The sequence below is a fragment of the Chryseobacterium sp. 2P genome, assembly GCF_059579425.1.
The window spans coordinates 2,160,730-2,174,316 of the sequence record NZ_CM184194.1 but is presented as its reverse complement, the minus strand read 5'-3'; the positions used below and the strand labels follow the sequence as shown (position 1 = coordinate 2,174,316).

Here is a 13,587-nt window from a genome sequence, read left to right as displayed (position 1 = left end):
CCTTATTTACCAAAAATTTCTTTAATTACAGAACTGTCATCTTTTTTCAGGATCTCTACCAAATCTCTTTCGATATATCCGGATGTAGGCATTTCGATAATTCTTCCTAATTCTTTTCCGTATTTCTGAACAATAATCGTAGGAACTTTCTGGATGTTAAAAAGGCTTTCTTCGCCATTAGGAGATTCCTTTTTACGGTTTACGGCAATAATGGTAAGTTTGCCTTCCGGATATTTTACTTCCTCAAGAATCCTCATCAGTCTCGGAAAATCTCTGTGAGAATCTTCACACCATGTTCCCATGAAAACCGTAATGTTGTAAGTATTGATCTTGGCTTTTTTAAGTTCTCCGATCGCTTTCTGATCCAAAGCATATTCATCATGCTCTTTCACATACCAGTCAGAATAAGGAGCTTCAAGAAATTTACTTTTGAGCTGATTTCCCAAAAGCATTTTTCCGTCGGCAGTGGTTTCAACTTCACGTCCTACAACCACTTTTTGTGCAGTAAGCTGTTGAGTTGCCATGAATAGAGCTGAAACAGCTATACAATTCGTAATAAATTTTTTCATACTATTTTTCAATAATTGTCTTTAAATCGGCAGGAGAGTAGTATTTGTTTTTCAGGACTTTATGATCTGCCTGTCTGTATACATTGAATTTCTCGCCGGATTTTTCATAAAATGATTCTACGTCTTTTGCTTTGTAAAATTCTACCGTTTCCTGTGCCTGTTCTTCATTATCGCAGGCTTTCGACATGTTGGAACGCTGAACTTCGTTGAACAACTCTACAAATTTGCTGCCAAGTCCGAATTCCAGAACCGCTCCGCTTAAAACATACTGCAAATCGCATAAAGCATCTGCAATTTCTACGATATTATTATCTGCAATTGCCTGTTTCAGTTCGTTCAGTTCTTCCTGAAGAAGTTCAACTCTCAGATTGCATCTTTCCGGTGAAGGAATTTGAGGGGTATCTAAAATAGGGGCTTTAAAGGTGGTGTGGAATTCTGCTACCTGGTTCAGACTATCAATTTTATCCATGAATATTTTTTATTTAGGCAAAGATAACAATTGGGTTTTAGATTTTAAGAATTGGGGCTTAGGTTTTTTACACAATGATATCATTCTGAACATAGACTGAAAGTCTACGAACATCGTTAAAAAGTGGAGTGAAGAATCTCAAAAGTCAAGGAATAGATCATGCTTTTTCTTTCATAAATCTTTCAGATTTTAAATGATGATGAGCTTTGGTGAAAATGTTTTTGGGATTTGTGTTTAAATGATTTTTAAGAGTTTAATCCCGTTTAGAATTTATGCAGAGAGTAGAAGTCTGTTAATTTTGCGACTCATAAAAAAAAGACTGTCCGTTTCCGGACAGCCTTTTACCTCAAAGCTTAATTGAGTGAAGTGATTAGTTTTTAATGAATCTCTTAGAGACTTCTCCAATCTGGATCATGTAAGCTCCTTTAATAAGACCGCTTACATTTACTGCGCCTCTTTCAAGTTTTCCTGAATTGATTAGTTTTCCACCCATATCGAAGATTTTATAGTCTTCGTTCGTCGTATTTGAAACATTTAAAACATCTTTTACAGGATTCGGATATAATCTGATATCTGTAATCATGTCTTTCGTATCTAAAACGTTTCCTCTTCCTGCTGATACAATATTTAATGTATAATCTTCCACCTGTCCGTAAGTATACGTTCCGCATGAAGATGTAGGTACAGAACTGTACTGCATCATAACTCTCATTCTTGTTGTTCCTACAGTTGCAGTTGAAGGAATGGTAATAGATCCCGTAACAGGAGTTGTGGTAGATCCTGTCTTAGACCATGCCAATTCTCCACTGTCTGCAAAGTCTCCGTCTCCGTTATAGTCGATATACACCGCATATGCTTCGCTGTAAACCGTTGAAGTCCAAACCGGAGTAATAGAAAGTGAATAAGCAGAACCTCTTGTTACATTTGTAGAAATTGAAGTGAAGTTTTCATAACCTGCTGTTCCTGTTGAAGTATTGTTAATGCTTCCGAACTTCACATTTCCGATTCTTTCATCAGCAGTATTGTTAGCTGAAGCAGAACAGTAAGTAACTGCAGTTCCTGCTAAAGTGGTTACGGAAACTGTGTTGCTGGCAACTGAAACATTTCCTGCTGCATCTTTAGCTTTTACTGTAAAGCTGTATGTTGTTGAAGGTGATAAACTTGATACAGTATAGGAAGTTGATGCAGTAGAACCTACTAATGAAGTTCCCTGATAAACATCATAACCTGTAACACCTACGTTGTCTGTTGCGCCGGACCATGAAAGATTCGTACTTGTAGAAGTTGTTCCTGAAGCCGCAAGAGTAGGAGCGGTAGGAGCAGTAGTATCTGGAGTTCCTGAACCTGCATTTACGGTAATGTTTGCATTGTTCACATCAAAGAAAATATGATTGGAACCTTTTACCATAATTCTTCCTGTTGTTGTAGAAGTATTCGGGATAGTTACCGCCTGTGTTCCGTCGTTTGGAGTTCCTGCCAACAGAGTAGTCCATGTATTTCCTCCGTCTGTAGACCAAAGAATATCTACGTTGGCTGCATTTACACCATTCGCTGTTGTTCCTGCCACATTCCATGTTACGGTTTGGGAAGTTCCTCCTGTAACTGTTGTAGCGGTATTTTGAGAGCTTACGCTGAATGGTCCTGCTGTTCCGTTTACTGTGATTACTGCATCATCAGAGTTGTTTCCGGAACCTCCGGCTCTGTTATCGCGAACGGTAAATCTGAAATTGTATGTTCTGGCAACGTTTGATAATGCTTCAACAGTAATTTCAGATCCTGCTGTTGTGGTAGCTCCTGCCAGAACTGAAGCCATTCTAGGGAAATATCTTACAGGTGTAGTTTGTGGTGTCCATGATCTGAAAGTAGGTCCTGTCGCTTTTGTGGCACTCGCCGCAGAACTTGCTCCGGTTTGTGAAGACGACGCATTGTCCATTTGTTCCCAGATATACGTTAACGAATCTCCGTTTGCATCTGTTCCGGCTCCTGTTAATATAAATGGTGTTCCTTTCGGAATAGTATAATCCAGACCTGCGTTGGCTGTAGGAATTGAATTTCCTGTACTTGTGCTTGTAGGGCAGGTTTTTGCTTTGATGTTGTTGGTAATCTGCTGAATGCTGATCGCGTGGAAGAAAGCATCAGAATGCGGCTGAATATCCTGAGAAGTAATTCCTGCATATCCCATGATGGTTGATCCTGATCCCGGTTCCATATTAGCTCCTGTTCCTTCGTTGTTCATGGAGAAAGTGTGGTTTCCTCCAAACTGATGTCCCATTTCGTGCGCTACATAATCAATATCGAAATTGTCTCCTGAAGGAATTGCATCTGCCGGAGAAGTGTAACCGCTTCCTTTAGAGCCATTGGTACAAACGCAGCCGATACATCCTGCATTTCCGCCGCCTCCTGAAGCTCCGAATAAGTGACCGATGTCATAATTTGCCTCGCCAATCACCGAAGTCAGGGTAGACTGAAGCTCCGAATTCCAGTTACTCATGCTTGCTGCTGCAGAGTAAGGATCCGTAGAAGCATTGGTGTAAATTACCGAGTCGTTGTTTGCGATTAAAACCATTCTTGCTGCAAAATCTTTTTCAAAAACTCCGTTTACACGGGTCATGGTATTGTTCATTGCAGCTAACGCATTCGCTTTAGTTCCTCCGAAATACGCTGTATATTCTCCTGTACAGGACAATGCCAGTCTGAATGTTCTGAGTTTTGCATCATCTGCATTTGGTCTTGCAACTAAATTTGCAGTGTTTGCAACGCCTTTCTGTGCAACATCAATAACAGTACATTCAAATTTGTTTAAATCATCTTTCTTGTCGGATTTTTTGTAAACCACATACGTTGAAAGATCTTTTGAATAAGGCTCGATGAAAACCGCTGATTTATCTCCGTAGATTTCCATAGAAGACAGTCCTAATGGAGAAACACTGAAATAAACTGTAGAACCGGAGTCTCCCAATCCTTCACCAACGTACGATTTGATGTCTGGATATTTTGCTGCCAGTTGAGGATCAAAGTTAGAGTTTTCTCTTACTTTAAAATTTTCCATTTTTCCCTCAGAATTCGGGAACGAGATAATAATTTCAGACTTTTCTCCTGCTGCAAGTCTTTTTGGAGCTTTAGCAAGAGCATTTTTTAAACCATTAATATCCAGACTATAGATTTTTGGATTGTTAATGGTTAATTTGTTTTCAAAAATTTCAGTAGCTGATTTTCTTGACGATTCAGACCAAAGTCGATCGGTCTGAGCGAATGAAATACCTGATGCAAGCATTCCAATCACCAATAGCTGTTTTCTCATACAAGTTTTCTATTTGATTGTGGAATTCCAAAGCTAATGAAAAAAACGTTACGAAAAACAAAATTTTTTAAGAAAAATTTAGACAATACAATCAAACAATTATGCAATACATTAAATGTCATCATATAGTGAATTTCTCAAAAAAAGAAAATAGCACCCGCAAAATACGGATGCTATTGAATTATTAATAGTTTAATTCTAATTTTTAAAACTTATCATCGGCAGTTGGTCCGTAAAGTCCCGGAACTTTATTTCCTGTGGATCTTAAATACACTACCAACTCACCGCGATGATGGTACAAATGATTATACAGAAACGAACGGATAACCTGAATTTTAGGCATTGGCGGAAATATCGAATTTCCTCCCATTTCCATTTTCCACTCGTTCATCATGGTGTTTTCATCCCAACTTTCAATGGCTTTCTGCGCTTTAGCAACATTTTCTTCAAATTTGGCAACAATATTTTCCGCTTTGGAAATATCACCTTTATCGTATTGGTATGTTCCCATATCGAATACATCCTGATTAAATGTTCCGTCGTACCAGTTGTAAACTTCGGCTACGTGAGAAGCCAGCTGTGCTGTTGTCCAGTTAATTTCAGACGGCTTGTAATCCAAAGCACTGTCCGGAATTGCCTGTAAAAGTTTTCGGGTGTTTTCTGCTTCATGCAAAAATTCACCTAATAATGCCTGTTTAATCATTTGTTGATGTTTTTTGAAATAATTTAGTTAAAATTTATTTTGTAATATCTCTGCCGATAACCAGTCTCTGAATTTCGGAAGTACCTTCTCCGATGGTGCAAAGTTTAGAATCTCTGTAGAATTTTTCTACCGGGAAATCTTTTGTATATCCGTATCCTCCGAAAATCTGCACCGCGTTGTTAGAAATTCTTACGCAGGCTTCAGAAGCATATAATTTTGCCATTGCTCCTTCTTTTGTCATTTTCTGCTTCGCGTTTTTCAGAGTTGATGCTCTTTGGATTAATAGTTCCGCTGCGTCAATTTCTGTCGCCATATCTGCTAACATGAAATTAACTGCCTGAAATTCTGAAATAGATTTTCCAAACTGCTGTCTTTCTTTAGCATATTTTAAAGCAGCTTTATAAGCTCCTCTTGCAGTTCCTAAACTTAAAGCGGCGATAGAGATTCTTCCGCCATCAAGAATTTTCATAGCCTGTTTGAAACCTTCACCTACTTCTCCCAGTCTGTGAGAATCCGGTACGCGAACGTTATCAAAGATTAATTCAGCCGTTTCGGAAGCTCTCATTCCCAGTTTGTTTTCTTTTTTACCTGAAGAAAAACCAGGCATTCCTTTTTCTAAAACAAATGCAGTGGAATTATTTTTAGCTCCTTTTTCGCCTGTTCTCGTCATCACAACAGCGATGTCTCCTGAAATCGCGTGGGTAATGAAGTTTTTTGCCCCGTTAATGATCCATTCGTCACCATCTTTTACCGCAGTAGTAGACATTCCTCCGGAATCTGAACCTGTATTGTGTTCTGTAAGTCCCCACGCTCCGATTACTTTACCGGAAGCCAACTGAGGAAGCCATTTGTTTCTCTGCTCTTCGTTTCCGAATTCGTAAATATGGTTGGTACAAAGTGAATTGTGTGCTGCCACAGAAAGACCGATGGATGGATCTACCTGAGAAATTTCGTCAAGAATTGTTACATATTCATGATAACCAAGACCTGAACCTCCGTACTGTTCCGGAATAACGATCCCCATGAACCCCATTTCTCCTAACTCATGAAACAAATCTTTAGGAAAAGTCTGGCTTTCGTCCCACTCCATAATATTAGGTCTAATATTCTTTTCAGCAAACTCTCTTGCCGTTTCCGCTATCATTTTGATGTTGTCAATAGTCTCTGTATTCATATAGATAATAGTTAGTTCCCAAAGATAATTAAATTGCTGTAACACCCAAAAAAATTATTTATGACATAAGGCGGTATCTGCAAAAATCTAGTTTTCAATTTTTTATATTCTTAAAATTAATGATATTTTAATAAAATTTTCCGAACTTTAAGCAGATTAATTTACTATTTTAGCCACCCAATTTTTAAAGCATGAAAAAATTTCTACTGCCTATTATTATGATTTCATCTTATTTTGCAGCTCAAGCTCCTGCAGGGTATTACGATGGAACGACAGGTTTGACGGGTTACGCCTTAAAGTCAAAGCTTCATGACATCATTTCGGCGAAAAATATAAACTGGAATTATGGTGATCTCACCAATTATTATAATCAGACGGATTTAGATCGATATTACGACTACGGACCAAGCAATACGACCATTCTCCTTGATATTTATTCTGAAATTCCTACAGGACCGGATGCTTATGAATACACAACGGCGAATATCATCGGAAGTGCTTCCGCAGAAGGACAGGGCTGGAATAGAGAACACATGATGCCACAAAGTACATTTTACAGCAATTACCCGATGTACTCAGATCTGTTTTATGTGGTTCCAACGGACGCAAGAATTAACCAGTTGAGAAGTAATTACCCTTATGGAATCGTAGGTTCTACTATTTATTATACTTTTACCAATACTTCAAGAATAGGAAATTGTGCCATTCCGGGAATTACTTATACCGGAAGAGTATATGAGCCTATTAACGAGTTTAAAGGAGACGTTGCGAGATGTCTGCTTTATTTTGCAGTTAGGTATGAAGGGAAATTGGGCACTTTTAATTTCAACAATAATGCAAATCCTGCTTCGGATACCAATCCGCTTGACGGAACGGAGGAAAGAGCGTATGATCCCGCTTATATCGCCATGCTGCTTCAGTGGCATCAGCAAGATCCTGTTTCGCAAAGGGAAATCGACAGAAATAATGCGGTGTATGCAATACAGAAAAACAGAAATCCTTTTATTGATAATCCTTCGTGGGTGAATACAATATGGGGACAGACTCCGGATGCTGTAGCACCACAAACTCCTACAAACGTAAGCGTTACGCAAAACAGTGCTTATTTTACAACTTTAAGCTGGACTCCCAGTACAAGTACGGACGTAATCGGATATAAAATCTACCAGAACGGAACATTGGTAGGGACAACGAAAGGTTCAACATTCAGTGTAGATCATCTTACTCCTTCTACAGCGTATACTTTTACAGTGAAGGCTTACGACAACGGATACCTGCTTTCTCCGGACAGTAATACGGTTTCTGTTACAACTTTAGCATCGGATATTTATGCTAAAGATCTGATGGTAACGAAATATCTTGAAGGAACTTCGAATAATAAAGGTATTGAAATTACCAATAAGACGGGACATCCCGTAAACCTTAGTGACTACAGATTATCAATCCAGTTTTCCAGCGGAACAAATTATTATTTTGCAGATCCTTATGAGCTGGAAGGAATTGTTCAGAATAACGAGACTTTTGTAGTATTGCATCCGGATGCCAATTTCTCCTGCTATACAATAAATCAGGCAAAGTTTGTAACGGCAGCTCCGCAGATGACGTATTCCGGAAGTCAGTATCTGGAACTGAGATATAAATCTTCAACCGTGGATGCAATAGGTGTTTCCGGTACAAACAATTTTTCGGTTTTAGGAAATATTTCTTTGTACAGAAAATCTAATATCAACCAGCCAACAACTTCCTTTAGTATTAGTGAATGGGATTCTTACGCCAGCAATTATTGTCAGAATTTAGGAACACTGGCAACCGCAGAAGCTATTCTTGCCAGAAATAATGAATTTAAAATTTATCCAAATCCTGTTAATGACAATGTTTTCGTTGATGGGAAAACAGAGAATGTAAAATCAGCACAGATTTTAGATCTTTCTGGAAAAATAATTTATTCCGAACAAAATCCTTTCAAAAACAAAAAGGGCATTTCTGTACAAAGTTTATCTACAGGTTCATATTTATTAAAAATTGATGATAAGATCTACCCGTTTATCAAAAAATAAGCTGTGATCTCCCGAAAAGGGGAAAGCAATATATAATCGATATAAGCAGATTCACTAATAATCATTATCTATAAGTGTTTCTGCTTATATTTTTTATTTATAAGTAATAATGCTTATATTTGCAGAATGATAGCGGTCATTACCGGAGATATTATAAATTCACAGCACGCGGAAACAGAGGTTTGGATTACCAAGCTTAAAAATCTTCTCGAAAAGTGGGGAAGTACTCCTCATACATGGGAAATCTACAGAGGCGACGAATTTCAGTTCAAATGTAAGATAGATGAGGTATTCTGGCGTTTTCTTGCCATTAAATCTCTTATAAAAAGTCAGGAAAATTTAGACGTAAGAATTGCCATCGGTATTGGAGAAGAGAATTTTTCTTCTGAAAAAATCACCGAATCCAACGGAACTGCTTATGTGCATTCCGGAAGACTGCTGAATGATCTTAAAAATGACGGACATACCGTTTCCATCAAAACATCCAACGATTCTGTAGACCGGGATCTGAATATTCTGCTGAAATGGTCTTCCAAAGATTTTGATTCCTGGACGGTTGCCAATGCAGAAATTATTCATGAGATGATTATGAATAAAGACATTACGCAGGAAGATCTTGCGAAAAAGTTTGCCATTTCACAGTCTTCCGTAAGCCAGAGACTGAAGCGCGCAAACTATGAACTGATCGTAGAAACCAATCAATATTTCAGAAAAAAAATATCCGAACTGTAAGCATGGTTTTTATTCAGCTCATATTGGCGCATTTATTTGGAGACTTTATTCTTCAGCCAAATTCATGGGTTGCAGAGAAGGAAAGCAAAAAGCTGAAAAGCAGATATTTGTACTTTCACGTTCTCATTCACACCATTCTGAGTTTTATTTTCCTCTGGAACACCGAATTGTGGTGGATCGCCGTTCTGATCGGAGTTTCACATTTTATTATTGACGCTGCGAAGCTTAGTTTTCAGACAGCAAAATCTAAAAAGTCATGGTTTTTTATCGATCAGGCTTTACATATTGCCGTGATTGCGGGAGTTTCCTTTTACTTCAATGAATTTAATTTTGAATTTTTAAAAGATAAGGAAATTCTAAAAATTCTTATGGCAGCTTTATTTTTAACAACACCCGCTTCCATTTTTATCAAGATTTTATTGTCTTCGTGGACTCCGGTTCCCGAAACTCAGAACAATATACAAACCGAATCTTTATCAAGTGCCGGAAAATATATCGGGATTTTAGAACGTTTATTGGTCTTCACCTTTATTGTGGTGAACCATTGGGAAGGCGTAGGTTTTATGGTCGCTGCAAAATCTGTCTTCAGGTTCAGTGATCTTGCTCAGGCAAAGCAGAGAAAGTTAACCGAATATGTTCTGATAGGAACCCTTTTAAGCTTTGGAATGGCGGTTTTAACAGGAATTTTAATTAAGTAATATATCAATCTAATAAAAAGTAATTTTAGAAAATGGAAAAGAAAGAAATGTTGTACGAAGGGAAGGCAAAACAGGTTTTTGCAACCGACAATCCTAATGAAGTAGTGGTACGTTTCAAAGACGATGCTACTGCATTTAACGCTCAGAAAAGAGGATCTGTAGATCTTAAAGGAGAAATGAACAACGCGATCACGACTCTTATTTTTGAATATCTGAATGCAAAAGGGATTAAGACTCATTTCATTAAACAACTGAACGAAAGAGAGCAGTTGGTAAAAAAAGTATCCATCATTCCTCTGGAAATGGTTGTAAGAAACTATTCGGCTGGAAGCATGGCGCAGAGACTGGGAGTGGAAGAAGGAATTAAATCTCCGGTTACCATCTTCGATATCTGCTACAAAAAAGATGAATTGGGAGATCCGCTAATCAACGATCACCATGCAGTGTTCTTAGGAGCTGCAACGTATGAAGAGCTTGATGAAATGTATGAATTAACGTCAGACATCAACGAAATCTTAATCGATCTTTTCGACAAAATGAACATAATCTTAGTGGATTTCAAAATTGAATTAGGAAAAACGGCAGACGGTGAAATTATCCTTGCAGACGAAATTTCTCCGGATACGTGCAGACTTTGGGACAAAGATACGATGAAGAAACTGGATAAGGACAGATTCAGAAGAGATCTTGGTGAAGTTACCGAAGCTTACGTTGAGATCTATAACAGACTGAAAACGGTACTTGCTAAATAATTATCAGGCAGAAACCAGAAGTTGGATGCCGGAAGTTTATCTGAATATGTAAAAAAGTTTTGTTACAAACTTCAGATTTCGAGCTCCCGGCTTCCACCATCAAAATTTAGAAAAAATAAAAATGAAAAGTTTAGACATTCATAAAAGTGAATATTTAAAACAATTTGAAACCCAGACCTACGGAAGAAATCTTTTCAGAACGCAGGAAGAAGAAAGATTAGATGCTCCGAACGAGGAGTGCGGAATCTTCGGAATGTATTCTGATAATGATCTGGATACGTTTTCTCTTTCACAGTTCGGTCTTTTTGCCTTACAGCACAGAGGTCAGGAAGCTTGTGGTATTTCTGTTCTTAAAGACGGGAAAATCACCAATATGAAAGATGAAGGTCTGGTTTTGGATGTTTATAAAGAGATCAACGATCCTGAGACTTTTATGGGAAATTCTGCGATCGGACACACCCGTTACACGACTGCAGGAGACAAAAAGAAATATAATTTTCAGCCGTTCTTCGCGAAAAACGAATACGACCAGATTATTCTTTCAATTGCGCACAACGGTAATTTAACCAACGCAAAAGAACTGAAAACGCAGCTCGAAGCTGAAGGGGTTGTATTCAGAGCAACATCCGATTCTGAGGTGATTTTAAGATTAATTCAGAAAAACCTTGATCTGGGACTTCGCGGAGCTATTAAGGCAACCATGGAGAAAATTGAAGGCGCTTATTCTGTTGTCGGGATGACTAGAAATAAATTCTTCGCGTTCAGAGATTTCAACGGAATCCGTCCTTTGGTTTTGGGAGCAATTAACGAAAACTCTTATGTTGTTGCTTCAGAATCTGTGGCTTTAGATGCAGTTGGTGCACAGTATGTACGCGATATTTTACCGGGAGAAATTATTTATACCAATGAAAACGAACCCGGAAAACTTCATTCTTACATGGTGGACGAAGAAAAAGGAAAGCAGAGAATATGTTCTTTTGAATATATTTATTTTGCAAGACCCGATTCTACTTTAGAAAATATTAATGTGTACGAAATCAGGGAAAAATCCGGAGAAAAAATCTGGCATCAGGCTCCTGTGGAAGCTGATGTTGTGATTGGGGTTCCGGATTCCGGAGTTCCGGCTGCCATTGGTTTTTCCAAGGCTTCGGGAATTCCTTTCCGTCCGGTTTTAATTAAAAACAGATACATCGGAAGAAGTTTCATTGTACCGACTCAGGAAATGAGAGAAAGAGTAGTGAACCTGAAATTAAACCCGATTATTTCCGAGATTAAAGATAAAAGAGTCGTGATTATTGATGATTCCATTGTACGTGGAACCACTTCAAAAAGACTCGTTAAGATTCTTAAAGATGCAGGTGTGAAGGAAATTCACTTCAGAAGTGTTTCTCCGCCGATTATCGCTCCTTGTTATCTGGGAATCGATACGCCGTCGAAAGACGATCTGATTTCTGCCAATATGTCTACGGAAGAACTTAGAGATTACTTGGGAGTAGATTCTCTTGAATTCTTAAGCGTTGAAAACCTGAAAGAAATTTTAGGCTCTGCCAATCACTGTTTCGGATGTTTCACCGAAGAATATCCTGTAGGAAAAGGAGAGGAAGTAGAATTATTCAATTAAAATATTTCCATCAAAAAGAAAATGTCAGGCTTAAAAATTTAAGTCTGACATTTTTTATTGTATCCGCGAAATGGATTAGAATTTATACGCTACACCAACCTGGAAAACGCCGTTTCTTACTGCGTCACCTGTATTGTTTTCTGCGATATCTGTAAGTCCTGCAACATATCTTGCCGTAATTCCGAATTTCTGCTCAAAATAATATCCTGCTCCAAGACCTAAACCAAGATCAAAACCTTTGAAAGCCTGATCTACATCTACAGAACCTCCGTCTCCTTTTAATTTCTGGCTGATTGCAAAACTGAACTGTGGACCAGCTTCTACATATAAATCAGGAAGAACATTATACTGTACCATTACCGGAACTGAAATATAATCCAGATTAAGCTTTACAGAAGAATAGGTTTTATCTTTAGCACCCATTCCGTTATACAAAACTTCCGGCTGTACGCTGAAAGAACTTGCTACAGGAATGTTTGCAAAGAAACCTCCGTAGAATCCTGCTTTTGCCTTAGAATCGTTGTCGTTAATAGAAGATACGTTAAGTCCCGCTTTTACTCCGAATTTTACCGGTGAAGCTGAAGCCGCTGCTTTTTCCTGTGCGAATGATAATGTACCTGCTGTAATCGCAAGTCCTAGAAAAATCTTTTTCATAGTCTATTAATTTTTATGAATGTTTATTATTAAAGTGCTGCAAATTTAATAAAAAGAAAAAGATCAGGCCTCATGATGAAACCTGATCTTTGTTATGAAATCAAAAATTGTTTTTTTATTTAAAACTTATAGTTCAGACCTAGCTGAAATACTCTGTTTGTATTTACATTTTTCTGAGCATCGGTTAATGCGTCAGAATTGTTGTAAATATGCGTAAGACTGTTTACATATCTAGCATTAATTCCTAGATTACGGGTAAAATAATATCCCAGACCGACTCCAAAGCCCAGATTGAACTTTTTAATATCGTCTTTATTAATGCTTTCCGAAGCCGATAAAGTCTGTGTGGTGGTTGTTCCGGAAGTTGTTGTGGAAATAGTTTGCTCACCTTTGTTTTTACCGTCTACGAAATAACTTACTTCCGGACCTGCTTCTACATAGAAATTGTCGGTAGGTTTCATCTGAAGCATTACCGGTACCGAAATATAATTCAGTGTGGTGCTGTAATCCTGCTTGGTTCTTACGGTTGTAGCTCCTGTGGTAACTTCCGTATCGGAAAGTACACTTTTTGCACCCATTTGATTGTATAAAACTTCCGGCTGTAATGCAAACTTTTCAGATAATGGTACATTTACGAAAACACCTGCATTAAATCCTATTTTCTGGTTTTTGGCAGCAAGTTTCTGTTCACTGAATTGGGAAGCGGTTGCCGCTCCTTTAATACCAAATCTTACAGGCTCCTTCATTTTCATCGGTGGGACAGCTGTTGTTTTTACTTCCTGTGCAAACACAAATGCTCCTGCCGTTACTGCCATTGCTAGAAATAACTTTTTCATAATTTTACATTTAAATTTTAC

At 38.0% G+C, this 13,587-nt stretch carries 12 protein-coding genes; 5 read left to right on the top strand and 7 right to left on the bottom strand.

The genetic code is table 11. The annotated features are described in order from the left end of the window. Positions 1–2: 2 nt before the first annotated feature. From AC52CF_RS09945 to AC52CF_RS09925, 5 genes are all read right to left on the bottom strand, one after another. Complete coding sequence (locus AC52CF_RS09945) at positions 3–569, bottom strand: TlpA family protein disulfide reductase (protein ID WP_336734116.1); 567 nt, start codon at positions 567–569, stop codon at positions 3–5. Position 570: 1 nt separating this feature from the next. Continuing rightward, positions 571–1,038, bottom strand: coding sequence for a pyrophosphohydrolase domain-containing protein (locus AC52CF_RS09940; RefSeq protein ID WP_087710124.1), 468 nt, complete (start codon positions 1,036–1,038; stop codon positions 571–573). Positions 1,039–1,408: 370 nt separating this feature from the next. Next, positions 1,409–4,339 (bottom strand): reprolysin-like metallopeptidase, encoded by a 2,931-nt coding sequence (locus tag AC52CF_RS09935; protein WP_496518126.1) that lies wholly within the window; start codon positions 4,337–4,339, stop codon positions 1,409–1,411. A 205-nt stretch (positions 4,340–4,544) separates the two neighbouring features. Then, the gene (locus tag AC52CF_RS09930) at positions 4,545–5,042 is read right to left on the bottom strand and encodes a DinB family protein (RefSeq protein WP_214589740.1); all 498 of its coding nucleotides are present in this window, start codon (positions 5,040–5,042) and stop codon (positions 4,545–4,547) included. 34 nt (positions 5,043–5,076) lie between these two features. Continuing rightward, positions 5,077–6,216 carry an acyl-CoA dehydrogenase family protein gene (locus AC52CF_RS09925; RefSeq protein ID WP_076390246.1) on the bottom strand — a complete coding sequence of 380 codons (1,140 nt, stop codon included), beginning with the start codon at positions 6,214–6,216 and terminating at the stop codon, positions 5,077–5,079. Positions 6,217–6,407: 191 nt separating this feature from the next. Here AC52CF_RS09925 and AC52CF_RS09920 point away from each other — a divergent pair, with 191 nt between their 5' ends. The 5 genes from AC52CF_RS09920 to purF all read left to right on the top strand — a co-directional run bounded on the left by AC52CF_RS09920 (position 6,408) and on the right by purF (position 12,076). After that, positions 6,408–8,273 carry an endonuclease gene (locus AC52CF_RS09920; RefSeq protein WP_214589741.1) on the top strand — a complete coding sequence of 622 codons (1,866 nt, stop codon included), beginning with the start codon at positions 6,408–6,410 and terminating at the stop codon, positions 8,271–8,273. A 126-nt stretch (positions 8,274–8,399) separates the two neighbouring features. Further along, positions 8,400–9,005: a SatD family protein gene (locus tag AC52CF_RS09915; protein WP_214589742.1), complete on the top strand. Its 606-nt coding sequence runs from the start codon at positions 8,400–8,402 to the stop codon at positions 9,003–9,005. 2 nt (positions 9,006–9,007) lie between these two features. Beyond that, positions 9,008–9,703 carry a DUF3307 domain-containing protein gene (locus AC52CF_RS09910; protein ID WP_214589743.1) on the top strand — a complete coding sequence of 232 codons (696 nt, stop codon included), beginning with the start codon at positions 9,008–9,010 and terminating at the stop codon, positions 9,701–9,703. Positions 9,704–9,735: 32 nt separating this feature from the next. Beyond that, positions 9,736–10,455 carry a phosphoribosylaminoimidazolesuccinocarboxamide synthase gene (purC, locus tag AC52CF_RS09905; protein ID WP_214589744.1) on the top strand — a complete coding sequence of 240 codons (720 nt, stop codon included), beginning with the start codon at positions 9,736–9,738 and terminating at the stop codon, positions 10,453–10,455. 121 nt (positions 10,456–10,576) lie between these two features. Continuing rightward, positions 10,577–12,076 (top strand): amidophosphoribosyltransferase, encoded by a 1,500-nt coding sequence (gene purF, locus AC52CF_RS09900; protein ID WP_214589745.1) that lies wholly within the window; start codon positions 10,577–10,579, stop codon positions 12,074–12,076. 75 nt (positions 12,077–12,151) lie between these two features. Here the strand turns inward: purF and AC52CF_RS09895 are convergent, their stop codons facing one another. Together AC52CF_RS09895 and AC52CF_RS09890 are read right to left on the bottom strand one after the other, a co-directional pair. Then, the gene (locus AC52CF_RS09895; RefSeq protein WP_076390240.1) at positions 12,152–12,730 is read right to left on the bottom strand and encodes a porin family protein; all 579 of its coding nucleotides are present in this window, start codon (positions 12,728–12,730) and stop codon (positions 12,152–12,154) included. Between the two features lie 119 nt (positions 12,731–12,849). Then, a complete protein-coding gene (locus AC52CF_RS09890; RefSeq protein ID WP_496518125.1) occupies positions 12,850–13,566 on the bottom strand; it encodes a porin family protein in 717 nt (238 codons plus the stop codon). Positions 13,567–13,587: the final 21 nt, after the last annotated feature.